We start from the raw sequence: 24,301 nt of genomic DNA on the forward strand, positions 1-24,301 counted from the left end.
TTCCTGCGCGCTCATCCGAGCGAGCGCGGCCAGCATTCGACCGTGATCGCCGCACCGGCCGGCTGCGCATCGCCGATCCGCAGCGCGAAGCCGTGCACGCGCATCACCGCCGACACGATGCTCAGCCCGAGTCCCGAACCGTTCACGTGACGCGTGCGCTCGCCGCGATAGAAGCGCTCGAGCACCGCGTCGCGCTCACCCGGCGCGATCCCGGGCCCGGTGTCCTCGAACCGCACGAGCGGGCCGTTCGGCGTCGCGTGGAGCGCGACGCGCACGCGACCGCCGGGCGGCGTGAACTTGATCGCGTTGTCCGCGAGATTGCTGAACGCCTCGAACAGCAACGCGCGGTCGCCATGAATCCCGTCGACCGGCATCGCGTCGAGCCCGAATGCGACGCCGCCCGCTTCGGCGAGCGGCTCGTACAGTTCGCACACGTCGCGCAGCAATGCCGCGACGTCCACCGCGGCGAACCCGCCGCGCCGGCTCAACGTCCCGATCTCGGAGATGCGCAGCATCGCGCGAAAGCGCTCGAGCAGCCGGTCGGTTTCGTCCCGCGCCGACGCCAGCAGTTGCGCCGACGCCGGATCGTGCGCGCAATGCGGCTGTTCGGCGAGCCGCGCCAGCATCGTATGCACGCGTGCGAGCGGCGTGCGCAGATCGTGCGCGATGCCGTCGCAGGTGTGACGCACCTCGCCCATCAGCCGCTCGACTTCGTCGAGCATGTGGTTCACGAGATGCGCGAGCAAGTCGAGCTCGTCGTAGCGGCCCACCGGCAACCGCTTGCCGAGATCGCCCTCGGCGATCTGTCGCGTGACGCGCCGGATCGCGGCGACGCGGCGGATCTGCCGCATGCCGAGCATGCTGCCGCCCGCGATGCCCGCGATCAGGATCAGCACGCCGCCGATCACGAGTCCGCGGATCGCGACTTCGCGAATCTGGATGAAATGCGACAGGTCGCGCGCAACCACCAGCGTCATCCCGTCGTCGCGGTGCACGGCCATCGCGCGCGTGATCGGCGCGGGCTGGCCGTCGAGCGGCACGAGCGTACGGTCGAGCGTGCGTCCGCGGCGATCCGTGCGCAGCACGGGCGGCGTCGCGATGTCGCCGGCCACGCGGCGCCCGTTCGCGTCGAACAGCCCGTAGAAATTCGTATGCATGTGCTCGTGCTCGAGCCGGCGGTGAATCGCAAGCGGCAGCTCGGCGTCGGGGATCGAATCGAAGTAGATCAGTTGCCACGCGAGCACCTCGTCGGTGTCGCGCGCCATCGTGTGCGTCGCGGCGACGTTGATCACGCCCGCGAGCAGCAGCAGCGAAACCGAGAAGATCGCCGCGTACGCGCACAGCCAGCGAAACGTCGTCGTATGCCAGCGACGCGTGAAGTTCGCCGCACGGTCCGCATCCATCCGTGCCTCCGTCATCGGAGCATGTAGCCCGAGCCGCGCACGGTCTGGATCATCGGCACCGCGCCCGGCGGGTCGATCTTCTTGCGCAGCCGCCCCATGTGGACATCGATCAGGTTGGTGCCCGGGTCGAAGTGATAGCCCCACACGGCCTCGAACAGCATCGTGCGCGTAATCGTCTGCCCCGCGTTGCGCATCATGAATTCGAGGACGCGAAATTCGGTGGGCAGCAACGGAATCTCGTCGACGCCGCGGCGCGCGCAGCGCGAAATGAGGTCGAGTTCGAGTGCGCCGACCGTCAACAGCGTCTGCTGCGGCACGCCCGAGGCCTGCCGGCGGCGCAACAGCACTTCGATGCGCGCGCTCAGTTCGCCGGAATCGAACGGCTTGGTCAGGTAGTCGTCGCCGCCCGCGCGCAGCCCGCGGATGCGCTCGTCGACGTCGCCAAGCGCGCTCAGCATCAGCACCGGCGTGTCGATGCCGACCGTGCGCATCGCGGTCAGGATAGCGAGCCCGTCAGCGCCGGGCAGCATCCGGTCGAGCGTGATCGCATCGTAGGACGCGCTCATCGCGCGCATCATGCCTTCGCGGCCGTTGTCGATCCAGTCGACCTCGAATCCGCGCGCGGTCAGCTCGCAAACGATCTCGTTCGCGGTCACCGCATCGTCTTCGACCGTCAGTACTCGCATGTCCGTCCTCGCAATGGCTGTCACGACGCGCGCATCGATGCGCGCGCAACTATCTTAGCGATGTCGATCGCCGTCCGGCGTTAGATGAAAATAGCTTCATTCGGCATCGGGCGGATACGGGTGAAACATGTTTCATCCGTGCGTCGCCCGCCTGGCTCCGCGCGCCGCCTACGCTGACGTCATGCGGCATCGGGCCGCGAATTCAGGAGCCACCGGATGAAACTGTCGATTACCGTCGCCTGCATGCTGAGCGCATGCGTCAGCACCACCGCGTTCGCGGCGCCTCACCTGACGCCGCAGGAATGCAACGCCTACCCGTTCGTTCACACGCGGCACGAAGTCACGCATGCGGATCTCGTGCGCGAGCTGACCGAACTCGAGCAGGTCGGCTACGATCCGTCGCACAACAGCCCCTACTATCCCGACGATCTCGACGGCGCGCAGCAGCGGCTCGCCGCCGAATATCGCTCGGACTGCACGCATGCACTGACGGCGGACGCGCGCACGGACACGCACTGACCGGCGTGCGCGGCGCGCCGAAATGAAAAAAGGCGGCACTCGCGTGCCGCCTTTCCTGCATGAATGCGCATGGAGATCGTCCGCTGCGCCGCGACACCGCTCAGCGCGACATCATGTTCATGCTGACGTTGTGCATCACCCACAGCGTGCCGACGATCAGGATCGCCGCGGTCAGCACGGTATAGCTGAACGCCATCACGTTCCAGCGCTGGCCGGACGAGCCGTTCATGTGCAGGAAGTACACGAGGTGCACGACGATCTGCACGAACGCGAGCGCGGCCAGCGCGATCAGCGATGCATGCGGCGACAGCACGCCGCCCATCACGAGGCCGAACGACGCAGCCGTGAGCAGCACCGACAGGATGAACCCGGCGACATAGCCGCCGACGCTGCCGTGCCCTTCTTCGAGTTGAGACGAATGCGAATGGGCCATTTAGATCACGCTCGCAAGATAGACAAAGGAAAACACGCAGATCCACACGATGTCGAGGAAGTGCCAGAAGAGGCTCAGGCACGTCAGGCGCCGCAGGTCGCGGTCGGTCAGGTCACCGCCGCGCAATACGATCTGCCCCGCGAGCACGATCATCCACAGCAGGCCGGCCGTCACGTGCAGCCCGTGCGTGCCCACCAGCGTGAAGAACGCGGACAGGAACGCACTGCGCTGCGGGCCTGCGCCGTCCGCGATCAGGTGCGAGAACTCGCGCAGCTCCATCGCGAGGAAGGCCGCGCCGAGCACGAACGTCACCGCGAGCCACGCGAGCAGCGCGCCGCGCCGCTGCTTGTACGCGGCCAGCATCGCGAAGCCGTAGGTGATGCTCGACAGCAGCAGCGCGGCGGTTTCGACCGCGACGCCCGGAATGTCGAACAGGTCCTTCGCGGTCGGACCGCCCGCGTACTGGTTGCCGAGCACCGCGAACGTCGCGAACAGCGCCGCGAAGATCACGCAGTCGGTCATCAAGTACAGCCAGAAACCGAACACCGAGTGCGACGGCGGATGGTCGTCGTGCTCGAGCAGGGTTGCGCTCAAGGTTTTCTGCAGCATCAGTTGGCCTCCAGTTCCACGTCGTCGACACGCGTGGCCACGCGCGCCGCCGGTTGCTTCTCTTCGATCTTGCGCACTTTCGACGCCGGGATGTAGTAGCCGTCGTTGTCACGCGAGCTGTAGACCACGAGCGTCGCGATGATGCCGACCAGTCCGCCGATCGCCATCCACCAGATGTGCCATACCAGCGCGAAGCCGAGCACCAGGCTGAAGACCGCGATGACGAGACCCGCACACGTGTTCGACGGCATGTGGATGTCGCGGATCGTCGCCGGGTTCGGCCGGCCGTCGCCGCGTGCCTTCATGTCGGCGTACGCGTCCAGCGTGCGCACGTGCGGCAGCACCGCGAAGTTGTAGTCGGCCGGCGGCGACGAGGTCGCCCATTCCAGCGTGCGGCCGCCCCACGGGTCGCCCGTGGTGTCGCGATACGCGGGCAGGTTGCGGTTGCGGATGCTGACGACCAGTTGCAGCAGCTGGCATGCGATGCCGATCGCGATCAGCACCGCGCCGAACGCGGCGACCAGCAGCCACGGATGCCACGCCGGGTTGTCGTAGTGGTTCAGACGACGCGTCATGCCCATGAAGCCGAGCACGTAGAGCGGCACGAACGCGACGTAGAAGCCGACCTGCCAGAACCAGAACGCGGCCTTGCCGAGCTTCTCGTTCAGCTTGAAGCCGAACGCCTTCGGGAACCAGTAGTTGAAGCCCGCGAGATAACCGAACAGCACGCCGCCGATGATCACGTTGTGGAAGTGCGCGATCAGGAACAGGCTGTTGTGCAGCACGAAGTCCGCGCCCGGGATCGCCATCATCACGCCGGTCATGCCGCCGAGCGTGAACGTGACCATGAAGCCGATCGTCCACAGCACGGGCGTCGTGAATTCGATCCGGCCGCGGTACATCGTGAACAGCCAGTTGAACACCTTCACGCCGGTCGGGATCGCGATGATCATCGTCATGATGCCGAAGAACGCGTTCACGTTCGCGCCGGACCCCATCGTGAAGAAGTGATGCAGCCACACGAGGAACGACAGCACCATGATCGCGCAGGTTGCGTACACCATCGTCTTGTAGCCGAACAGCGGCTTCTTCGAGAACGTCGCGATGACTTCCGAGAAGATGCCGAACGCCGGCAGGATCAGGATGTACACCTCCGGATGGCCCCACGCCCAGATCAGGTTCAGGTACAGCATCGCGTTGCCGCCGGCTTCGTTCGTGAAGAAGTGCATGCCGAGGTAACGGTCCAGGCCGAGTAGCGCGAGCGTCGCGGTCAGGATCGGGAACGACGCCATGATCAGCACGTTCGTGCAGAGGGCCGTCCACGTGAACACCGGCATCTTCATCAGCGTCATGCCGGGCGCGCGCATCTTGATGATCGTCACGAAGAAGTTCACGCCGGTCAGCAGCGTGCCGACGCCCGAGATCTGCAGCGCCCACAGGTAGTAGTCGACCCCTACCCCCGGGCTGTACTGCAGCTCCGACAGCGGCGGATACGCGAGCCAGCCCGTCTGCGCGAATTCGCCGATCACGAGCGACACGTTGATCAGGATCGCGCTGACCGCCGTCATCCAGAACGACAGCGAGTTGATGAACGGGAACGCGACGTCGCGTGCGCCGATCTGCAGCGGCACGATCAGGTTCATCAGGCCGACCATGAACACCATCGCCATGAAGAAGATCATGATCACGCCGTGTGCCGTGAAGATCTGGTCATAGTGGTGCGGCGGCAGGTAGCCGGGCGCGTTGTACGCGAGCGCGAGCTGCATGCGCATCATGATCGCGTCGGCGAAGCCGCGCAGCAGCATGATCAGCGCGACGATGATGTACATCACGCCGAGTCTCTTGTGGTCGACCGTCGTCAGCCATTCCGTCCACAGCCACTTCCAGCGGCCGGTGATCGTCAGCGCAGCGAGGATGCCCAGCACGACCAGCCCCATGAAGGCGCCGGCCACCATGATGATGGGCTGATCGAACGGGATCGCCGATAGTGTGAGTTTTCCGAACATGCGTTACCCCTTCGTGCCGCAGGCGGCGTCCTTCAGGTCGAGAACGTGGCCATCGTTGTACTTCGCGATGATGTTGTGGAAGAGCCGCGGATCGACCGACGAGAAGTAGCGCACGGGCGCCTTCTCGCTCGGCTGCGCGACGGTGCCGTACACGGTCGCGTCGAGCCGCTCGGGCGAGGCCTTCACCTTCTGCACCCATGCGTCGAACTGCTCGCGCGGCTCGGCGAGCGTGCGGAACTTCATGTCGGAGAAGCCGCGGCCGCTGAAGTTGGCGGACGTGCCCGCGTAGTCGCCGGCTTCGTCGGCGATCAGGTGCAGGCGCGTCTGCATGCCGGCCATCGCGTACACCTGGCCGCCGAGCTGCGGAATGAAGAACGAGTTCATCACCGAATCCGACGTGATGCGGAAGTTCACCGGCGTGCCGACCGGAATCGCGAGCTGGTTCACCGACGCGATGCCGAGTTCCGGATAGATGAACAGCCACTTCCAGTCGAGCGCGACGACCTCGACGTCGATCGGCTTCACCGACGACTCGAGCGGCTTGTACGGATCGAGCTCGTGCGTGGTTTTCCACGTGAGCACGCCGAGGAACAGGATGATCAGCGTCGGCACCGTCCAGATCACGACCTCGATCGCGGTCGAGTGCGACCAGTTCGGCGCGTAGGTGGCGTTGCGGTTCGATGCGCGGTAACGCCACGCGAACCACAGCGTGAGCAGGATCACCGGCACGACGACGACCAGCATCGCCCATGTCGAGGTGGCGATCAGCGCCTTTTCGGCGGCGCCGACGCTACCTTTCGGATTTAGTACATCTAAATTACAACCTGACAGGCTCAGCGCCGCGCCGATCGATATCAGCGCCGTCCAGCCTTTTGAAGCTCTTCTTTTCATCACACAGCCCGAGGGTCATTGAATCCGTTGCGTATGCCCGATGCGCATTCGATCCACGAAAGTGGCCGAATCATACGTCGCGCGAGTGCGATGAAAAACCGGTGGATGCGGCAAATCATCATTGCAGAATCTGTTGTGAGACAGATTGTCGCGGGGCAATTTCACGCAGCCGGAAGCCGGCCGAAGACCGGGCGACAACGTTCGCGCGTTCGCGCCCGCCCAGATGGATGCGCGCACAACGACCGCATCGTCGTGCGATGCAGCCGTCGTGCGCGATGTCACGCGATTCAGCCGTGCGCCGATGCCATGAACGCCGGCTGCGCCGGCGCGACGCCGTCCCCGGCCGGCAGCTTCGAACGGCTGGCGTCTTCGATCAGCCGTGCGACGGTCGGATCGATCGCGTCGGTGAACGGCTTCGGATCGACGCCGACCATCAGCACGATCAGCGCGAGTGATGCGAACATCACGATCTCGCGGCGGCTCAAGTCGGCGAGCTTCGCGATGCGCGGGCTGGCGATCTTGCCGAACACGACGCGCTTGACCATCCAGAGCGTGTACGACGCGCTGAGAATCAGCGTGAGTGCCGCGATTGCGCCGATCCAGAAGTTGACGCGAATCGCGCCCATGATGACCATGAACTCGCCGACGAAACCCGACGTGCCCGGCAGGCCGACGTTGGCCATCGCGAACAGCAGCGCGAACGTCGCGAAGCGCGGCATCACGCCCGCCACGCCGCCGTATGCGCCGATCTCGCGCTGCTTCGTGCGATCGACCAGCACGCTCACGCAGAGCAGCATCGCGCCCGCGACGAAGCCGTACGACACGAGCTGCACGATCGCGCCTTCGACGCCGATCTGGTTGAACAGAAACAGCCCGAGCGTGACGATCCCCATGTGCGCGACCGTCGAATACGCGAGCAGCTTGCCGAGGTCGGTCTGCGCGAGCGCGATCAGGCTCGCGTAGACGATCGCGAACAGCGACAGCGCGATCACGGCCGGCGCGAAGAAGTGGCTGGCGTCCGGCGTGATCGGCAGCGCGAAGCGCAGGAAGCCGTAACCGCCGAGCTTGAGCATCGCGAGCATCAGCGCGGCGCCGGTCGGGCCGTCCGTGTAGACGTCGCGCAGCCACGTATGCACCGGCCACATCGGCACCTTGACCGCGAACGCGGCGAAGAAGCCGAGAAACACCAGCAATTGCGGCGCGAAGCCGAGCTGCAGCGTGCGCCATGCGTTCATGTCGAACGTGTGCGACTTCGCGAACAGGTACAGCATCGCCATCAACAGCAGCAGCGAACCCGCGAACGAGATGAAGAAGAATTTCACGGCCGCGTAGACGCGATGCTCCCTGCCCCACGTGCCGATCAGCAGGTACAGCGGAATCAGCGTCGCCTCGAAGAAGATGAAGAACAGCAGCCCGTCCTGCGCGACGAACACGCCGACCATTAGCCCCGACAGGATCAGGAACGACGCGTAGTACTGCGCGACGCGCACCGTGACGGATTCCCACGACGCGATCACGACGACGAGCGTCGTGAAGGCGGTCAGCACGACGAGCCACAGCGACGCGCCGTCGATCCCGACGCGCCAGCCGGCGTTGAAGGCCGCGAGCCAGTCGCGGGTTTCGGCGAACTGCATCGCGGCCGAGTGCGAATCGAAACCGGTGACGAGCGGCACGACGGCGGCCAGCCCCGCGAGTGCGCCGACGAGCGCGATCAGTCTCGTGCGCTGCGGATGACGGTCGGAGCCGGCGCGCAGCAGGCACGCGCCGAACAGGATCGGAACCCAGATCGCCAGGCTCAGAAAGGGGAAATCATGCATGTCAACAGGCCTTGAGAGGGTCGCGCGCTGTAGTGGGAACAGACGTGACGATGGGAACGAAATCAAATCGACAGCTAGATTTCGTGAATCGCCAATGTTGGCAAAATGTAAAGCGGAATCAGGGCAAAGCTTGATGCCGCTCAAACGCTATCGGGTTAACCAGCATAAGGCGATTGATTATTTTTTGCAGCGCAACAGAGCAGCGTTTTGCGTTCAGCAGGTAGGTTTTTGATTTTTATGAGTAATTTTTTGTAGTGCGGAGGAGTGTCGACGGCCCGAATGGGTGCGACGCCGCATTTTTTTCGCACACGCTACGCGCCGGGGTGCAAGGCCAGAATGTGGGGAGCGATGGATGGGAGCGACTCGATCCTTACACGGTCACTTTCATTTTTATTTCAATGAGCGCCGGTCGCAATGATTCGCGACCTCGGAGGTCGCCGCGTACGTCGGCGAGCCGGTCGCCGGAGGTCGAGGCGAAAGGACGGTCAGCACGGACTGCCCAAGCGGCACGTTCGAAAAGGAAGCGGGAAAAGAAAAAGCCCCGCAAGTCCGAGAACTTGCGGGGCTTTGTCACCGCTTTTGGCGGAGACGGAGGGATTCGAACCCTCGATCCAGGTTTTGGCCCAGATGCTCCCTTAGCAGGGGAGTGCCTTCGACCTCTCGGCCACGTCTCCCAAACTTTCGCTCGCACCAGGGAGGCAGTGCGACGAGAACGAAATAATATAGGGTTTCGAACCGCTCGTCAATTTCCGTGATGCATTTTCTTCAATGCATCACAAATAATTCACGCCGCCTGCTCGAGTTCGAATGCCTTGTGCAGCGCACGGACGGCCAGCTCCATGTACTTCTCGTCGATCAGCACCGAAATCTTGATTTCGGACGTCGAGATCATCTGGATGTTGATGCCCTCTTCCGACAGCGTGCGGAACATCTTGCTCGCGACGCCCACGTGCGAACGCATGCCGACGCCGACCACCGACACCTTCGACACCTTCGGGTCGCCCTGCACGCGCTCCGCGCTCACATGGCCCTTCACCTGATTGGTGAGGATGTCCATCGCCTTCTGGTAGTCGCCGCGACCGACCGTGAACGTGAAGTCGGTCTTGCCTTCGACGCTCTGGTTCTGGATGATCATGTCGACGTCGACGTTCGCGTCGGCGACCGGGCCGAGGATCTGATACGCGATGCCCGGCTTGTCGGGCACGCCCATCACCGCAATGCGTGCTTCGTCGCGCTGGAACGCGATGCCGGAAATGACTGCCTTTTCCATGGTCTCGTCTTCTTCAAAAGTAATCAGGGTGCCCGAGCGCATTTCTTCGTCGAGCGCAATCAGCGGATCGGTCAGGCTCGACAGCACACGCGTCTTCACCTGGTATTTGCCGGCGAATTCGACCGAGCGGATCTGCAGGACCTTCGAGCCGAGGCTGGCCATTTCCAGCATTTCCTCGAACGTCACGCGGTCGAGGCGTCGCGCCTCTTCGACCACGCGCGGGTCGGTCGTGTAGACGCCGTCGACGTCCGTGTAGATCAGGCACTCTTCGGCATCCAGCGCGGCCGCGACCGCCACCGCCGACGTGTCCGAGCCGCCGCGGCCCAGCGTCGTGATGTGGCCGTCCGGATCGACGCCCTGGAAACCCGTGATGATCACGACCTTGCCGGCGTTCAGATCGGCCTTCACCCGCTCGTCGTCGATCGAGTGGATACGCGCCTTCGTGTACGCGTTGTCCGTCTTGATCGGCACTTGCCAGCCGGCGTAGCTCACGGCTTCGACGCCGATTTCCTGCAGCGCGATCGACAGCAGGCCGACGCTGACCTGCTCGCCGGTCGACGCGATCATGTCGAGCTCACGCGGGCTCGGCTGGCTCGAAATCTCTTTCGCGAGACCGAGCAGACGGTTGGTTTCGCCGGACATCGCGGACGGCACGACCACCATCTGGTGCCCGGCCTGATGCCATTTTGCGACGCGTTTCGCGACGTTCTTGATGCGCTCGACCGAGCCCATCGAAGTGCCGCCGTATTTGTGTACGATGAGTGCCATTGTCGTTCTGAACTGGAGGAGAAGCCGCACGGGCGCGCTGGGCAGGCCGCGTTGCCGTTCGGTCACGCGGCTTGTGGCTGTGGACGGACGACGAGGGGGACGGCTGGGACGCAACACGCAAGCGTGACGGATTTTGCCCGGAAGGCCGATCAGGCCGCGCAAACCGGGTACGTCACGCGGAAAACCTGCACAAAACGCTCAAAAATCGAGCCGAGCAAACGTCCGAGCGTACCCGATAGAGGCCCGCTTGACAAGCCGCTCGCCCGTTTGGCAGGCGTTCCGGCGCTGTTTACCAAATGGTGAAAACCGGCGCGCGATCGCGCAGCCGCAAGCACGCCGCCGCTACGCGATCAGCAAGTCGGGACGCCACTCGATCCGGCGCCACCCGCCTTCGCCGGAGAGCCCGTCCCCGTGATTCACGCCAAGCCGCGGCACGTAGACGAGCCGGTCGCCCGCGAACAGCAGCGGCACGTCGCGCTGCCAGGCCGGCACGCCGCGCTCCTGGAACAGGTTCTTCAGCGTGCGTCCCGGGCCGCCGGGCGACGTACGCAGCCGCTCGCCGCCCGCCCGGGCGCGCACGACGAGCGTCGCACCGCGCAGCAGCGCCTCCGGCACCGCCCCGTCGCTGCCGGCCTCGGCCGGCGCGAACACGAACGTGCCGCGCCACGCCGGCACGTGCCAGACTTCCTGTCCGTCCCATGCGAACGAGGCCTCCGGACGCGGCATCCCGGTGCCGTCGTCGGCCGGGTCGGCACTGTCGCCCGCCTCCCAGTACACGACATCGCGATAGAGCCGCAGGCACTGCCCCGCGTGATCGACCCGCAGCGCATGCGCGTCGTGCGCATCGCGCAGTTGCCGCATCATGTTCGCGAGCCGGCCTGCCGACGCACCGGGCAAGCCGAGCCGGCGCATCCAGAAACGCAGCAGGTTCGCGCCGCGTGTGTCGTCGAACGCGACCAGCGCTTCGCGCGACAGCGCGCGGCCGTCGTCGCGCGCGGCGCCGGCGAAATCCAGTTCGGCCAGGTCGTCGAGCAGCCGCTGCGCGGCAGCCGCATGCTGGGCCGCACGGCCCAGCGCATCGCGAAAGCCCGGGAAGTGCATGGCGAGCGTCGGCAGCACGTCGATGCGCAACGCGTTGCGCGCGTAGCGCGTGTCGGCATTCGATTCGTCGTCGATCCACGCGAGCTCACGTTGCGCCGCGTAGCGCTCCAGTTGGGCACGCAACAATCGCAGGAACGGCCGCACGCGCTCGACGCTCGCGCCGTCGGGACGATAGCGCGGCGCCATCGCGGCCAGGCCCGCGATCCCCGCCCCGCGCAACAGTTGCAGCAGCACGGTCTCGGCCTGGTCGTCCGCGTGCTGCGCGACCCAGAGCGCCGCCACGCCGTGACGCTCGCACATCGCATCGAGCGCTGCATAGCGACGCTCGCGGGCGCTCGCCTCGATGCCGAGGCCGCTGTCGCGCGGCACGTCGACACGCTCCGATTCGAACGTGACACCGAGTCGCTCGGCCGTCGCTTGCGCATGCGCGACCCACGCGTCGGCGTTCGCGCTCAGGCCGTGATGCACGTGCAGCGCGACGCAGCGCGACGCGCCGGCCACGCGCACGGCCGCATCGAGCAGCACGGTCGAGTCGAGGCCGCCGCTGTACGCGATCGCGATGCGCGCATCGGCCGGCAGATCGGCAAGCGCAACGCCGACCGCATCGAGTACGACGCGGTCGGCGAAGAGTTCGGTCGGGGGGATCACGAGACGGACGCGCGCCGGACGGCGCGCGATGTGAACACGCCGGTCATGCGCCGGGCGTGGTTTCCTTGAACTTGCCGTAGGCCATCAGGCGTTCGAAGCGGCGCTCGCGCAGCGCATCGATGCTCATGCCCTGGAACTGGCGCAGCGAATCGGCAAGCGCGCGGCGCAACAGCGCGGCCATGCCCTTCGGATCACGGTGCGCGCCGCCGAGCGGCTCGTTGATGATCTTGTCGATCAGGCCGAGCGCCTTCAGGCGATGGGCGGTCAGGCCCAGTGCTTCCGCGGCCTCGGGCGCCTTTGCGGCACTCTTCCACAGGATCGACGCGCAGCCTTCCGGCGAGATCACCGAGTAGGTCGAGAACTGCAGCATCATCACGGTGTCGGCCACGGCGATCGCGAGCGCGCCGCCCGAACCGCCCTCGCCGATCACGGTCGTGATGATCGGCGTCTTCAGTTCGGCCATCACGTACAGATTGCGGCCGATCGCTTCCGACTGGCCGCGCTCTTCCGCGCCGATGCCCGGATAGGCACCCGGCGTGTCGACGAACGTGAAGATCGGCAGCCCGAACTTCTCGGCGAGACGCATCAGGCGCTCGGCCTTGCGATAGCCTTCCGGACGCGGCATCCCGAAGTTACGCGCCGCGCGCTCCTTCGTGTCGCGGCCCTTCTGATGGCCGATCACCATGCACGGATGGCCGCCGAAGCGCGCGAGACCGCCGACGATCGACAGGTCGTCCGCGAATGCGCGGTCGCCATGCAGCTCGTGAAAATCGGTAAACAGTTCCGCAACGTAATCGAGCGTGTACGGACGCTGCGGATGACGCGCGATCTGCGAGACCTGCCACGGCGACAGGTTCGCGTAGAGGTCCTTCGTCAGTTGCTGGCTCTTCTTCGACAGCCGCTCGATTTCTTCCGAAATATCGACAGCCGAGTCGTCCTGCACGAATCGCAACTCCTCGATCTTGGCCTCGAGTTCGGCGATCGGCTGTTCGAAATCCAGAAACGTGGTCTTCATGTGTTCGAATCCTTGGGTCTTGCGGCAGCGCGTATTCTACCCGCGCGGGCGATGTGCAAAACCGGCTCTCAACTATTGATGTTTAAAACCCGATAGCCATCAATCGGCGTCGGGCGCGTCGAGGCTGCGCCACATGTACCAGGTCGCGACGGTACGCCACGGCTCCCAGTTGGCGGCCACCTCGCGCGCCTCGCTGCGCGTGACGGGCTCCCCGCTGAAGTAATTGACGCTGATCGCGCGGATCAGGCCCGGATCGTCGAGCGGCAGCACGTCCGGCCGCGACAGGTTGAAGATCAGGAACATCTCGGCCGTCCAGCGACTGATGCCGCGGATCTGCGTGAGTTCCGCGATCACGTCCTCGTCGTCCATCGACGTCCATTTGTCGACGTGCAGCGCGCCGGACACGAAGTGTTGCGCGAGATCGAGAATGTATTCCGTCTTGCGCTTCGACAGCCCGCATGCGATCAGCTTGTCCGCGCCGAGCCGGATGACCGGCTGCGGCGCGAGTTTCGGACACGCATCCTCGATGCGCGCCCACAGCGCCTGCGCGGACGGCACCGAGATCTGCTGGCCGACGACCGAACGCGCGAGCGTGACGAACGGGTCGCCGCGCTTCACGAGATGCGCGGGACCGAACTTCGGGATCAGTTTCTTCAGGATGCGGTCGCGCTTGACGAGATCGGCGCATGCCTTGTCCCAGTAGGCAGGACGCACGACGCCATCGGCGCCGTCGGCTGCCGCCTCGGATGCTCGCACCTTGCGCACCGCGTCGGCGGCCGCCATCGCGGCCTCCGGCTGCCCCGCGTCCGCGCCCTTCGCGCGCGCGGGCCTCGCATGACCGTTGAGCGCGCCGTTCGGCACGGCGCGCGTCGCGTCCGTCTTCGCCGCCGGCGCGCGCCTGGCTGCCGGACGCGCGGCGACCGGGGTCGCGCGCCTGACCGGCGCTTTTCTTGCCGTTGCCATCTTGCCTCCTACCTGACGGATCGGTCAGTGGAACGCGCCGCGCTCATACGCGACGCCATTCGGTCGATCCGCCCGGTTTGTCTTCAAGAGCGATGCCGGCGTCGAGCAGTTCCGCCCGAATCCGGTCCGCTTCGGCATAGTCCTTCGCTTGTTTCGCCGCGACACGCGCGGCGATCTTCGCTTCGATCTCGTCGGCTGCGAGCCCGCCGGCCTGCGCGGCACCGGTGGCCTGCTGCAGGAACGCGCGCGGTTCGCGGCCGAGCAGGCCCAGCAGGCCCGCCAGTTGTTTCAGCTGCCGCACGAGCGACGCATCGCGCGTGCGGTTGACCTCGCCCGCCAGTTCGAACAGCGTCGCCACCGCGACCGGCGTGTTGATGTCGTCGTTCATCGCAGCCGCGAAACGCTGCGCGTGCGGCTCGTTCCAGTCGAGCGCGAGCGCGTCGGGCTCGACATCCTTCAGCGCCGTGTACAGGCGCGTGAGCGACGCGCGCGCATCGTCGAGATGCACGTCGCTGTAATTGAGCGGCGACCGGTAGTGCGTGCGCACGATGAAGAAGCGCATGACCTCGGCGTCGTACCGCTCGAGCACTTCGCGGATCGTGAAGAAGTTGCCGAGCGATTTCGACATCTTCTCGTTGTCGACCTGCACGAAGCCGTTGTGCATCCAGTAATTGACGAACGTCTGGCCGGTCGCGCCTTCGCTCTGCGCGATTTCGTTCTCGTGGTGCGGGAATTGCAGATCCTGCCCGCCGCCGTGGATGTCGAAATGCTCGCCGAGCAGCGTGCAGCCCATCGCGGAGCACTCGATGTGCCAGCCCGGCCGGCCCATCCCGTACTTCGATGCCCACGTCGCGCCTGGCGGATCGTCCGCCTTCGCGCGCTTCCACAACACGAAATCGAGCGGATCTTCCTTCGCGTCGTTCGCGGCGACACGCTCGCCCGCGCGCAGGTCGTCGAGCGACTTGCCCGAGAGCTTCCCGTAGTTCGCGAACTTGCGCACCGAATAATTGACGTCGCCGTCGGCCGCCTGGTACGCGTAGCCGTTCGTCTCGAGCTTCTCGATCATCCCGAGCATCTGCGGAATGAACTGCGTCGCGCGCGGCTCGAGGTCGGGCCGCTGGATGCCGAGCGCGGCTTCATCCTCGTGCATCGCGCCGATGAAACGATCGGTCAGCGACTTGATCGTCTCGCCGTTCTCGACTGCGCGGCGGATGATCTTGTCCTCGATGTCGGTGATGTTGCGCACGTACGTGACCCGATAGCCGATCGCACGCAGCCAGCGCTGGACGAGGTCGAACACGACCAGCATGCGCGCGTGGCCCACGTGACAATAGTCGTAGACGGTGATCCCGCATACGTACATCCGCACTTCGCCGGACTGGCGCGGCACGAAGACTTGCTTGTCACGCGCGAGCGTGTTGTAGATGCGCAGTGATTCCATAGAGATGAACCGTGAGCCGAAGGAAACCGCCCTGGCGAAGCTCGCCCAGCATGCGAAACGGAAGCACCACCTGCTGCGGCACGACGCCGGGTGTCCTCGGTATCACATGGGGCGGTCAGGCTGCAAGCACAGCGGTGACGGCCACGAGAGGCAAAGAAAGACTGTCTACGGCTCGCCGGAACGCGCAGACGTTTTGTTAGAATGGCTCGGAGTATAACATTCCGATTTACGCCTATGAAACCTCATCGCGGCCGCGCGCCGAGCGCTGCGACCCTCGTTGCGACCGCCGTCATGGGCGTCGCACTGACGCTTTTCGCGGCCCCCGCGGCACATGCGCAGAAGGCCCCGGCCACCGCCGACGGCACGCCCGAAATCGACGCGTCGATCACCGGCAAGCAGTGGAAGCAGGCGCTCGCGCAACTCGACGCGCGCATCGCGGCGAATCCGCACGACGTGCAGGCGCAGTTCAAGCGCGGCACCGTGCTCGCCCGCCTGAACCGCGACGACGACGCGATCCAGCAGTTCGTCGCGATCACGCAGGCCTACCCCGAACTGCCCGAGCCGTACAACAACCTCGCGGCGCTCTACGCGAAGCACGGCCGCTACGACGAAGCGCGCAGCGCGCTCGTCACCGCGACGCAATCGAACCCGAGCTACTCGCTTGCATACGAGAACCTCGGCGATCTCTACCTGCGCCTCGCGGCCGAATCGTACAAGCGTGCGCAATCGCTCGGCCGCACGAGCGGCGCGACCGCGCAGCGCCTCGCCGATCTGCAGAAGATCGTGTCTCCGCCGAAAGCCGCGCCGAACGCCCGCGCGGAGAAGCCCGCCACGCGCGAGTACACCGATCGCGCCGCCGCGAACGTGAGCACCACCACGCTGCCTATGTCGCCGACGTTCCAGTTCAGCGGTCCGTCGGGCGCACTGGCGGCGCCGTACGTCGCGCCGTCGAAATAAGCGGCGCGGCCTTCTTTCCCTCCCAACCTGAGGATCGCAATGAAACGTCTGTTGCTGGCGCTTGGCGGCGCCGCCCTTCTCGCGACCGCGCCTGCTTTCGCGCAATCGGCTACCGCGCACCCCGTCGTGCAGCTGAAGACCTCGCAGGGCGACATCCGCGTCGAGCTCTACCCGGAAAAGGCGCCGAAGACGGTCGCCAACTTCCTCGATTACGTGAAGGCCGGCCAGTACAACGGCACGATCTTCCATCGCGTGATCAAGGGCTTCATGATCCAGGGCGGCGGCTACAAGACCAACTTCGAGGAGAAGCCGACCCGCGCGCCGATCCCGCTGGAAAGCCGCAATGGTCTGAAGAACCTGACGGGCACGATCGCGATGGCGCGTACCAGCGATCCGAACTCGGCCACCGCGCAGTTCTTCATCAACACGGTCGACAACGGCGGCCTCGACTACCCGAACCCGGACGGCAACGGCTATGCGGTGTTCGGCAAGGTCGTGTCGGGCCTCGACGTCGTGAAGAAGATCGAAGGCGTGGCGACGACCTCGCGCGGCCCGATGCAGGACGTGCCGGCCCAGCCGGTCTTGATCGAATCGGCCAGCATCGTCTCGAAATAAGCACGTGCCGGCACGTCCGGCGCCACACGCGGCCGCGTCGCACGACCGGCCGCGTGCCATTTAAACCGCCTTACCAAGGAATTCATCATGGTTGAACTGCACACGAACCACGGCGTGATCAAGCTCGAACTGGACGCCGCGAAGGCACCGAAGACGGTCGAGAACTTCCTCAACTACGTGAAGAAGGGCCACTATGACGGTACGGTGTTCCACCGCGTGATCAACGGCTTCATGATTCAAGGCGGCGGCTTCGAGCCGGGCCTGAAGCAGAAGCCGACCGACGCGCCGATCGACAACGAAGCGAACAACGGCCTGAAGAACGACAACTACACGGTCGCGATGGCGCGCACGAACGATCCGCACTCGGCGACCGCACAATTCTTCATCAACGTGAACGACAACGACTTCCTGAACCACTCGTCGCCGACGCCGCAGGGCTGGGGCTACGCGGTGTTCGGCAAGGTCGTCGAAGGCCAGGACGTGGTCGACAAGATCAAGGGCGTCAAGACGGGCAACGCGGGCTTCCACCAGGACGTGCCGACCGACGACGTCGTGATCGAAAAGGCCGTGGTGGTCTGACGCACGGTTGTTACGGAGGCACTTCGATGTTGCAGGAGAGTCCGCCGCGAAGCGTCTCCGCGGGCGTGCCGGGCGAGCGCGAATACGCGCAAGCCGCACGCCCGTTCCTGTTTCTGTCCGATCTGCACCTGAGCGAGGCGATTCCGAAGACGGTCGCCGCGTTCGAGCATTTCGTGAAATACACGGCCGACAGCGCCGACTCGGTGTTCATCCTCGGCGACCTGTTCGAATACTGGATCGGCGACGACGTGCTCGACGACGATCCGTTCGCGGCACGCATGGCCGCGCTGATGCATACGTTCTCGGAGCGCGGCATCGCGCTCTACGTGATGCACGGCAATCGCGATTTCCTGCTGGGCCGGCGCTTCATGAAGGCGGCCGGCGCAATGCTGCTGCCCGACCCGGCGCTGATCATGGCGTTTGGCCAGCGCATCGTGCTTGCGCACGGCGACGCGCAATGCACCGCCGATCGCGGCTATCAGGTGTTCCGGCGGTTCGCGCGCAATCGCGTCGCGCAGGCGCTGTTTCTCGTATGGCCGTTCCGTTGGCGCCGCGCGCTCGCCCAGCGGATGCGCTCGAACAGCGAAGCGGGCCGGATGCGCCCCGTTTCGGCGATCTACGATGTCACGCGTGAAGGCGTGGCCGCGCTGTTCAAGAAGAGCCGCGCGAGTGTGATCATTCACGGCCACACGCATCGCCCCGCGCGCCACCTCGAACCGGGCGGGATTCGCTGGGTACTGCCCGACTGGGATCTCGACCACGGCCCGCGGCGCGGCGGCTATCTGCGCGTCGACGCCGAGGGCATCCACGCGATGCCGCTCGACTGACGCGATCGGTACGATCGGCGCGAGTGTCGCTGCCGGCAGGCGCCGGCACGCGCCGCGTTACGACTGGCGCTCGACCGCCTTGCCTTCCAGCACCGCCGACAGCCTGCGCAAATCAAGACGCGCCGCGTCCGCGCCCTGCAGCGTTTCCAGATGCGTGCCGAGTTGCTCGAGCGCCGCGACGATCTCGTCGACGCGCCGGCTTTCCTTCGCGGCGTGATCGATCAGCCCGTGAATCGCGAGCGACATCGGGTCGTCCGCGTTCGGCGTGATCCCGTATGCGCAGAACGCGGCGCGCTCGGGCTGCGGCTTCGGTTGCGCCGGCATCACGATGCGCGCCGGATTGCCGACCGCGGTGCCGCCTGCCGGCACCGGCTTCACGACGACCGCGTTCGAGCCGATCTTCGCACCCGCGCCGACCGTGAAACCGCCGAGCACCTTCGCGCCCGCGCCGACGATCACGCCGGCCTCGAGCGTCGGATGGCGCTTCGCGCCGCGCGTGAGCGACGTGCCGCCGAGCGTCACGCCCTGATAGATCGTGCAGTCGTCGCCGATGATCGCGGTTTCGCCGATCACCACACCCATCCCGTGATCGATGAATACGCGCCGGCCGATCGTCGCGCCCGGGTGAATCTCGATCCCCGTCAGGAAGCGCCCGGCCTGCGACGCGAAGCGTGCGAGCCAGTAGCGTTTCGCGCGCCAGCACGCATGGGCGAACCGATGCAGCACGAGCGCGTGCAGCCCCGGATAACAGGTCAGCACTTCCCAGGCACTGCGAGCGGCGGGATCCCGCTCGCGAATCGTCGCAACGTCTTCGCGCAGTCTAGTGAACATGATCTGGTCTGGGCTGGGGAAAAGGCCGGGCGTTATCGCGCCGGGTCATTTGCTTATGATGTCCGGCGATTGTAGGGCCAGTCGGGTAAGGCCGCACAACGTCGCGCGTTCACCCCGCCGCCGGCGCGGGTATTTACGCGGGGCGCCTGTTGTCGCCGAGCGACACGACCCGCCGGTGGATTCGCGCGGGCCGGGACGCAGGTCGGGCGGACGGCCAACGCAGCGCGGCCTTTTTCAGACGCAACGCACCCACCGAACGCCTGAGCGACCGACCGCCGGCCTACCGGCCGCTTACGCGTCGCCGGCAGGCGTACCGGACTTCAGCAGGATGTGCTTCGCGATGCCGCGCAGGATGTTCACTTCTTCGCGCTCGAGGCCTGTGCGCGCGAACAGGCGCCGCAGCCGCGGCATCAGCTTCTTCGGGTTGCGCGGGTCGAGGAAATCCAGTGCGACCAGCGCGTTCTCGAGGTGCGCGTACATCCGCTCGATCTCGTCGCTCTGCGCGAGCGTGCCGACCTCGGCCTGCGCCTGGCGCAGCTCGCTCCCCTGCTCCAGGAACGCGACGCGCAGTTCGTACGCGAGCACCTGTATGGCCTGCGCGAGATTCAGCGAGCTGTAGGCCGGATTCGCCGGGATGTGCGCGAGCGCGCTGCATTGCTCGACGTGCTCGTTCGCGAGGCCCGTGCGCTCGTTGCCGAACACGAGCGCGATGTCGCCGGCGCCGACTTGCATGCACGCCTGCTCGGCGGCTGCACGGGGAGCCAGCCGCGGCGGCCCGTATTCGCGTGTGCGGGCGGTCAGCGCGATCGACCAGTGGACGCCGGACAGCGCGTCGCCAAGCGTGGGCACGACATGCGCGGATGCCAGGACGTCGTCGGCGCCGCTCGCCATCGCGATCGCCTCGGGGTCGTCCTGCACGTGCGGCACGCGCGGCGCGACCAGCACGAGCCTGGAGAAACCCATCGTCTTCAACGCGCGGGCGGCCGCCCCGACATTGCCGGGATGGCTCGGCTCGACGAGCACGAAACGGGTGGACGTGAAGCCGCCGGACGGCGGCGGGGACGAGACCGCGCCGGATTCGGACGGTGCGGCAGGGTTCAGCGGAGTTTCCACTACATGTGACTCGGTTCATCGGAATGGCCGTATGGTAGCGCCATCGCCCCGGCAAACCCACCCGTCCGGACGGCCAGTGGGGTTTCCCCGCATCCCGGTCACCTGAAACGCTCGAAAATCGGGTAAAATCATGCGCTTACGCGTCCGCACCTCGTGCGACGCGGGTCGTACCCCGCTCTTTGTCAATTCGCGTCTCATCTCGCCCGGCACGTTTTGCGCCGTTCCAGGCGGTGTGTTCCACTTCGTGGCGGCCCGTGCCGCCGGCTACAGGATCCAGCTCATGCATCCCATGCTCAATATTGCTGTCAAGGCTGCGCGCCGCGCCGGACAGATCATCAACCGCGCCTCCCTCGACCTCGACCTGATCGAGATCCGCAAGAAGCAGCAGAACGACTTCGTCACCGAAGTGGACAAGGCCGCCGAAGAGGCGATCATCGAGACGCTGAAGACCGCCTACCCCGACCACGCGATCCTCGCGGAAGAATCGGGCGAATCCGAGAACGAATCCGAATTCAAGTGGATCATCGATCCGCTCGACGGCACGACCAACTTCATCCACGGCTTCCCGTACTACTGCGTGTCGATCGCGCTCGAGCACAAGGGCGTCGTCACGCAGGCCGTCGTCTACGATCCGAACAAGAACGACCTGTTCACGGCAACCCGCGGCCGCGGCGCGTACCTGAACGACCGCCGCATCCGCGTGGGCCGTCGCGACCGCCTGGCGGACGCGCTGGTCGGCACCGGCTTCCCGTTCCGCGAGAAGGACGGCCTCGACGCCTACGCGCGCCTGTTCACCGAAATGACCCAGGCCTGCACGGGCCTGCGTCGTCCGGGTGCGGCCGCCCTCGACCTCGCGAACGTCGCGGCCGGCCGTCTCGACGCATTCTTCGAGCAAGGCATCAACGTGTGGGACATGGCGGCAGGCAGCCTGCTGATCACCGAAGCCGGCGGCCTCGTCGGCAACTACACGGGCGACGCCGACTTCCTGCATCGCCATGAGATCGTCGCGGCGAACCCGAAGATCTATGCGCAGATGATCCCGATCCTGAACCGCTACAGCCGCGTGCATCCGGCAGCGGAATAAGCCCGGGCCGCGCCCGCGCGGCACGGCTTGCGCATCACCACGCGCTGGCAGCGTCACGATGGAGCGCTCGTTGCCTTTCCGTTGTCCGGGGAGCGAAGTAATCTTCTTCACGGAGCGGACGCTTCGAGCGGCCGTCCCGACATTGCTCGAGTGGCCCGGTGTACCGCCGCGCGTGCCGCGCTTTCCGATGCCGGATGATCGGCTTCGGGAATGCCCGGCAGCGCACGCCGCCGCCGGCGCGCCGGCCCCCGCCTGTCTCAACACCGCCACGACTGCGTGGCGACCGTATCCGAATACTCATGTTACGGCTAAGCGAACTGAAACTCCCGCTCGATCACCCCGAGAGCGCCCTCGAAGCCGCGATTCGCGCGCGCCTCGAGGAGCTTGGGGTGGCGGCTGACGGGCTCCTTCGTTACACGGTGTTCCGCCGTGCGCACGATGCGCGCAAGCGCTCCGACATCAAGCTCACGTATATCGTCGATGTCGAGGTCAAGGACGAAGCGTCCGTGCTTCCGCGCCTCGCCGCCACGCCGCATTGCGGCGTGACGCCCGACATGGCGTACCACTTCGTCGCGAAGGCGCCCGAGCACGGCAACTTCCTGCGCCCCGTCGTCATCGGCATGGGGCCGTGCGGCCTGTTTGCCGGGCTGATCCTCGCGCAGATGGGGTTCCGTCCGATCATCCTCGAGCGCGGCAAGGCCGTGCGCGAGCGCACCAAGGACACCTTCGGCCTGTGGCGCAAGAGCGTCCTCAATCCCGAGTCCAATGTGCAGTTCGGCGAAGGCGGGGCCGGGACGTTCTCCGACGGCAAGCTGTACAGCCAGATCAAGGATCCGCACCACTACGGCCGCAAGGTGCTCGACGAATTCGTCAAGGCCGGCGCGCCGGAGGACATCCTGTATCTGAGCCGGCCGCACATCGGCACGTTCCGCCTCGTCAGCATGGTGGAAAAGATGCGCGCGACCATCCACGAACTGGGCGGCGAAGTGCGCTTCGAAAGCCGGGTCGAGGACATCGAGATCGATCAGGGCAAGGTGCGCTCGCTGAAGCTGTCGAACGGCGAAACGCTGCGCTGCGACCACGTCGTGCTGGCCGTGGGCCACAGCGCGCGCGACACGTTCCAGATGCTGCACGATCGCGGCGTCTACGTCGAAGCGAAGCCGTTCTCGCTGGGCTTCCGGATCGAACATCCGCAGGGGCTGATCGATCGCAGCCGCTTCGGCAAGTTCGCGGGCCACAAGCAACTCGGCGCGGCCGACTACAAGGTGGTCCACCACTGCAGCAACGGCCGCGCGGTCTACAGCTTCTGCATGTGCCCGGGCGGCACGGTGGTCGCGGCGACTTCCGAGCCCGGCCGCGTGGTCACCAACGGCATGAGCCAGTATTCGCGCGCCGAGCGCAACGCGAACGCGGGCATCGTCGTCGGCATCACGCCGGAAGACTATCCGGGCGGCCCGCTCGCGGGCATCGCGTTCCAGCGCAAGTGGGAAGAGCGTGCGTTCGAACTCGGCGGCGGCGATTACAGCGCGCCGGGCCAGCTGGTCGGCGACTTCATCGCGGGCCGGCCGTCGACGTCGCTGGGCTCCGTGGTGCCGTCGTACAAGCCTGGCGTGCGCCCGACCGATCTCAGCACCGCGCTGCCCGACTACGTGATCGAAGCCATTCGAGAAGCGCTGCCGCAGATCGACAAGAAGATCGCCGGCTTCGCGATGCACGATGCGGTGCTCACCGGCGTGGAGACGCGCACGTCGTCGCCGATCCGGATCCGTCGCAAGGACGATTACCAGAGCGTGAACGTCGAAGGGCTGTATCCGGCCGGCGAAGGCGCGGGGTATGCGGGTGGCATCTACTCGGCAGCGATCGACGGGATCGAAGTCGCGCAGGCGGTGGCGCTCGATCTGGTGTCGGCGCACGGGTCCTGATTGGGTGGAGAGACTCGGCGCATGCGGGTCGCGTGCGCCGGGTGAAGGCGGGTTTCAATTCCTGTCGGGGAAGCACATCGAATCGCTGGGTTGGGCCAGCGACTACCGATCGCGATCGGCGGCTACTGGCTGAACGGGGAACGTCGCGCTTATGCGCGGGAGCCACACGGCCGGTGCCGGCCGATCGCCGCCGCGCGCCATCGCCGACCACTGGCCGGATGGCGAGCTTCGAGCGGTCCAGCGCGGCGCTGGTTGACGCTGGCGCATGTAACGGTCGCGAGTCCCCGTTGTCCATGCGCAGCCGCCCAATCATGAGGCGCACCTACACCCGGGAGCGTCTTTACGTTTGACCCGGTGAGTTCGAAAGGTCAGCGATAAGCTATCCGAACACCCGAGCCCATACCACCCGAAGGCGTCGCGCGCGATCTTCGAAGAGATATGAGGCTGCCAGCGTCAACAGACCTGAAATTGCACCCGTCACGATGTGCTCGACATAGGGAATACGGTAGTGACTCGTGTGCGAGTAGGCGTCGCCCAACGTTGTCAGGACGCCAACGATCAGCGCATTGCCGTATCGATGCCCATAGAGTTTCGCGGCGGGCGTGAACGTCAAAAGTACCGCCAGGAGTCCCGTAAGCAGACCTGTATGAAATGCAATAGTCCAGTGGGTAACGCTCGCGATATTGCCCCAGCTCCCCGGCATGCAGGTCATGCACGCACTGGTGGGCTGCCAGAAACGCTGGATAAACAGTCCGACGCGGTGCTTCCACTCGATTGACATGATGCATTCCCATCAATGCCGT

At 65.8% G+C, this 24,301-nt stretch carries 22 protein-coding genes, 1 tRNA gene and 1 pseudogene; 8 read left to right on the top strand and 16 right to left on the bottom strand.

Annotated elements, in window-relative coordinates; genetic code table 11:
* Positions 1–11: 11 nt before the first annotated feature.
* Positions 12–1,403 carry a sensor histidine kinase gene (locus tag ACP26O_RS10565; RefSeq protein WP_175655512.1) on the bottom strand — a complete coding sequence of 464 codons (1,392 nt, stop codon included), beginning with the start codon at positions 1,401–1,403 and terminating at the stop codon, positions 12–14.
* A gap of 11 nt (positions 1,404–1,414) precedes the next feature.
* A complete protein-coding gene (locus ACP26O_RS10570) occupies positions 1,415–2,089 on the bottom strand; it encodes a response regulator transcription factor (protein ID WP_175701331.1) in 675 nt (224 codons plus the stop codon).
* A gap of 216 nt (positions 2,090–2,305) precedes the next feature.
* Here ACP26O_RS10570 and ACP26O_RS10575 point away from each other — a divergent pair, with 216 nt between their 5' ends.
* A complete protein-coding gene (locus ACP26O_RS10575; RefSeq protein WP_175660496.1) occupies positions 2,306–2,608 on the top strand; it encodes a DUF4148 domain-containing protein in 303 nt (100 codons plus the stop codon).
* A 100-nt stretch (positions 2,609–2,708) separates the two neighbouring features.
* Here ACP26O_RS10575 and cyoD read toward each other — a convergent pair whose 3' ends face one another.
* The 7 genes from cyoD to ACP26O_RS10610 form a co-directional block, all read right to left on the bottom strand.
* Entirely contained in the window at positions 2,709–3,041 is a 333-nt protein-coding gene (cyoD, locus tag ACP26O_RS10580) for a cytochrome o ubiquinol oxidase subunit IV (protein WP_006759069.1), read from the bottom strand.
* Positions 3,042–3,650 carry a cytochrome o ubiquinol oxidase subunit III gene (gene cyoC / locus ACP26O_RS10585; protein ID WP_059599484.1) on the bottom strand — a complete coding sequence of 203 codons (609 nt, stop codon included), beginning with the start codon at positions 3,648–3,650 and terminating at the stop codon, positions 3,042–3,044.
* Entirely contained in the window at positions 3,650–5,656 is a 2,007-nt protein-coding gene (gene cyoB, locus ACP26O_RS10590; protein WP_175664930.1) for a cytochrome o ubiquinol oxidase subunit I, read from the bottom strand. The genes cyoC and cyoB overlap by 1 nt, the downstream gene beginning before the upstream one ends.
* 3 nt (positions 5,657–5,659) lie before the next feature.
* Positions 5,660–6,547: a ubiquinol oxidase subunit II gene (gene cyoA, locus ACP26O_RS10595; RefSeq protein WP_011657333.1), complete on the bottom strand. Its 888-nt coding sequence runs from the start codon at positions 6,545–6,547 to the stop codon at positions 5,660–5,662.
* A 287-nt stretch (positions 6,548–6,834) separates the two neighbouring features.
* Positions 6,835–8,364: a complex I subunit 4 family protein gene (locus ACP26O_RS10600; RefSeq protein WP_175664931.1), complete on the bottom strand. Its 1,530-nt coding sequence runs from the start codon at positions 8,362–8,364 to the stop codon at positions 6,835–6,837.
* 580 nt (positions 8,365–8,944) lie between these two features.
* A tRNA-Ser gene (locus ACP26O_RS10605) sits at positions 8,945–9,038 on the bottom strand.
* 110 nt (positions 9,039–9,148) lie between these two features.
* Positions 9,149–10,402 (bottom strand): aspartate kinase, encoded by a 1,254-nt coding sequence (locus ACP26O_RS10610; RefSeq protein ID WP_006753708.1) that lies wholly within the window; start codon positions 10,400–10,402, stop codon positions 9,149–9,151.
* Here ACP26O_RS10610 and ACP26O_RS10615 point away from each other — a divergent pair.
* Positions 10,385–10,622 (top strand): annotated as a pseudogene (locus tag ACP26O_RS10615) (hypothetical protein); the annotation flags it as partial. The gene ACP26O_RS10610 and the pseudogene ACP26O_RS10615 sit on opposite strands and share 18 nt — an antisense overlap.
* Positions 10,623–10,744: 122 nt before the next feature.
* On the opposite strand, the gene tilS reads toward ACP26O_RS10615, so the two are convergent.
* The 4 genes from tilS to cysS form a co-directional block, all read right to left on the bottom strand.
* Positions 10,745–12,151 (bottom strand): tRNA lysidine(34) synthetase TilS, encoded by a 1,407-nt coding sequence (tilS, locus tag ACP26O_RS10620; protein WP_175664932.1) that lies wholly within the window; start codon positions 12,149–12,151, stop codon positions 10,745–10,747.
* A gap of 43 nt (positions 12,152–12,194) precedes the next feature.
* Entirely contained in the window at positions 12,195–13,166 is a 972-nt protein-coding gene (locus ACP26O_RS10625) for an acetyl-CoA carboxylase carboxyltransferase subunit alpha (protein WP_006478433.1), read from the bottom strand.
* A gap of 99 nt (positions 13,167–13,265) precedes the next feature.
* Positions 13,266–14,129, bottom strand: a complete 864-nt coding sequence (locus ACP26O_RS10630; RefSeq protein ID WP_175664933.1) for a DNA-3-methyladenine glycosylase family protein — start codon at positions 14,127–14,129, stop codon at positions 13,266–13,268.
* Positions 14,130–14,172: 43 nt separating this feature from the next.
* The gene (cysS, locus tag ACP26O_RS10635; RefSeq protein ID WP_175664934.1) at positions 14,173–15,570 is read right to left on the bottom strand and encodes a cysteine--tRNA ligase; all 1,398 of its coding nucleotides are present in this window, start codon (positions 15,568–15,570) and stop codon (positions 14,173–14,175) included.
* Between the two features lie 234 nt (positions 15,571–15,804).
* Between cysS and ACP26O_RS10640 the strand changes: the two genes are divergently transcribed.
* From ACP26O_RS10640 to ACP26O_RS10655, 4 genes are all read left to right on the top strand, one after another.
* The gene (locus ACP26O_RS10640) at positions 15,805–16,527 is read left to right on the top strand and encodes a tetratricopeptide repeat protein (protein ID WP_041491212.1); all 723 of its coding nucleotides are present in this window, start codon (positions 15,805–15,807) and stop codon (positions 16,525–16,527) included.
* Positions 16,528–16,566: 39 nt separating this feature from the next.
* Entirely contained in the window at positions 16,567–17,142 is a 576-nt protein-coding gene (locus tag ACP26O_RS10645; RefSeq protein ID WP_006760912.1) for a peptidylprolyl isomerase, read from the top strand.
* 87 nt (positions 17,143–17,229) lie between these two features.
* Positions 17,230–17,721, top strand: coding sequence for a peptidylprolyl isomerase (locus tag ACP26O_RS10650; protein ID WP_006478428.1), 492 nt, complete (start codon positions 17,230–17,232; stop codon positions 17,719–17,721).
* A 26-nt stretch (positions 17,722–17,747) separates the two neighbouring features.
* Positions 17,748–18,548 (top strand): UDP-2,3-diacylglucosamine diphosphatase, encoded by an 801-nt coding sequence (locus ACP26O_RS10655; protein WP_011657341.1) that lies wholly within the window; start codon positions 17,748–17,750, stop codon positions 18,546–18,548.
* Between the two features lie 57 nt (positions 18,549–18,605).
* Here ACP26O_RS10655 and cysE read toward each other — a convergent pair whose 3' ends face one another.
* Positions 18,606–19,379 carry a serine O-acetyltransferase gene (gene cysE / locus ACP26O_RS10660; protein ID WP_006751614.1) on the bottom strand — a complete coding sequence of 258 codons (774 nt, stop codon included), beginning with the start codon at positions 19,377–19,379 and terminating at the stop codon, positions 18,606–18,608.
* A gap of 291 nt (positions 19,380–19,670) precedes the next feature.
* On the bottom strand, positions 19,671–20,492 hold the full coding sequence (locus ACP26O_RS10665; protein WP_175664935.1) for an RNA methyltransferase: 822 nt from the start codon (positions 20,490–20,492) through the stop codon (positions 19,671–19,673).
* 280 nt (positions 20,493–20,772) lie between these two features.
* On the opposite strand from ACP26O_RS10665, the gene ACP26O_RS10670 reads away from it, so the two are divergent.
* The gene (locus ACP26O_RS10670; RefSeq protein WP_006751612.1) at positions 20,773–21,576 is read left to right on the top strand and encodes an inositol monophosphatase family protein; all 804 of its coding nucleotides are present in this window, start codon (positions 20,773–20,775) and stop codon (positions 21,574–21,576) included.
* 299 nt (positions 21,577–21,875) lie between these two features.
* Complete coding sequence (locus ACP26O_RS10675) at positions 21,876–23,498, top strand: NAD(P)/FAD-dependent oxidoreductase (protein WP_175664936.1); 1,623 nt, start codon at positions 21,876–21,878, stop codon at positions 23,496–23,498.
* Positions 23,499–23,877: 379 nt separating this feature from the next.
* On the opposite strand, the gene ACP26O_RS10680 is transcribed toward ACP26O_RS10675, so the two are convergent.
* Positions 23,878–24,279 carry a hypothetical protein gene (locus ACP26O_RS10680; RefSeq protein WP_175664937.1) on the bottom strand — a complete coding sequence of 134 codons (402 nt, stop codon included), beginning with the start codon at positions 24,277–24,279 and terminating at the stop codon, positions 23,878–23,880.
* Between the last annotated feature and the right edge of the window lie 22 nt (positions 24,280–24,301).

This window comes from Burkholderia sp. R-40 (genome assembly GCF_049942845.1).
In the GTDB taxonomy this organism is placed as follows: Bacteria; Pseudomonadota; Gammaproteobacteria; order Burkholderiales; family Burkholderiaceae; genus Burkholderia; species Burkholderia ambifaria.

Coding starts and splice junctions, on each gene's coding strand:
- ACP26O_RS10600 (WP_175664931.1), bottom strand. CDS start 8,364: ATGCATGATTTCCCCTTTCTGAGCCTGGCGATCTGGGTTCCGATCCTG.
- ACP26O_RS10570 (WP_175701331.1), bottom strand. CDS start 2,089: ATGCGAGTACTGACGGTCGAAGACGATGCGGTGACCGCGAACGAGATC.
- ACP26O_RS10610 (WP_006753708.1), bottom strand. CDS start 10,402: ATGGCACTCATCGTACACAAATACGGCGGCACTTCGATGGGCTCGGTC.
- ACP26O_RS10630 (WP_175664933.1), bottom strand. CDS start 14,129: ATGGCAACGGCAAGAAAAGCGCCGGTCAGGCGCGCGACCCCGGTCGCC.
- ACP26O_RS10575 (WP_175660496.1), top strand. CDS start 2,306: ATGAAACTGTCGATTACCGTCGCCTGCATGCTGAGCGCATGCGTCAGC.
- ACP26O_RS10625 (WP_006478433.1), bottom strand. CDS start 13,166: ATGAAGACCACGTTTCTGGATTTCGAACAGCCGATCGCCGAACTCGAG.
- ACP26O_RS10565 (WP_175655512.1), bottom strand. CDS start 1,403: ATGGATGCGGACCGTGCGGCGAACTTCACGCGTCGCTGGCATACGACG.
- ACP26O_RS10655 (WP_011657341.1), top strand. CDS start 17,748: ATGTTGCAGGAGAGTCCGCCGCGAAGCGTCTCCGCGGGCGTGCCGGGC.
- cyoB (WP_175664930.1), bottom strand. CDS start 5,656: ATGTTCGGAAAACTCACACTATCGGCGATCCCGTTCGATCAGCCCATC.
- cysS (WP_175664934.1), bottom strand. CDS start 15,570: ATGGAATCACTGCGCATCTACAACACGCTCGCGCGTGACAAGCAAGTC.
- cysE (WP_006751614.1), bottom strand. CDS start 19,379: ATGTTCACTAGACTGCGCGAAGACGTTGCGACGATTCGCGAGCGGGAT.
- ACP26O_RS10675 (WP_175664936.1), top strand. CDS start 21,876: ATGTTACGGCTAAGCGAACTGAAACTCCCGCTCGATCACCCCGAGAGC.
- cyoA (WP_011657333.1), bottom strand. CDS start 6,547: ATGAAAAGAAGAGCTTCAAAAGGCTGGACGGCGCTGATATCGATCGGC.
- cyoC (WP_059599484.1), bottom strand. CDS start 3,650: ATGCTGCAGAAAACCTTGAGCGCAACCCTGCTCGAGCACGACGACCAT.
- ACP26O_RS10645 (WP_006760912.1), top strand. CDS start 16,567: ATGAAACGTCTGTTGCTGGCGCTTGGCGGCGCCGCCCTTCTCGCGACC.
- ACP26O_RS10650 (WP_006478428.1), top strand. CDS start 17,230: ATGGTTGAACTGCACACGAACCACGGCGTGATCAAGCTCGAACTGGAC.
- ACP26O_RS10680 (WP_175664937.1), bottom strand. CDS start 24,279: ATGTCAATCGAGTGGAAGCACCGCGTCGGACTGTTTATCCAGCGTTTC.
- ACP26O_RS10670 (WP_006751612.1), top strand. CDS start 20,773: ATGCATCCCATGCTCAATATTGCTGTCAAGGCTGCGCGCCGCGCCGGA.
- cyoD (WP_006759069.1), bottom strand. CDS start 3,041: ATGGCCCATTCGCATTCGTCTCAACTCGAAGAAGGGCACGGCAGCGTC.
- ACP26O_RS10640 (WP_041491212.1), top strand. CDS start 15,805: ATGAAACCTCATCGCGGCCGCGCGCCGAGCGCTGCGACCCTCGTTGCG.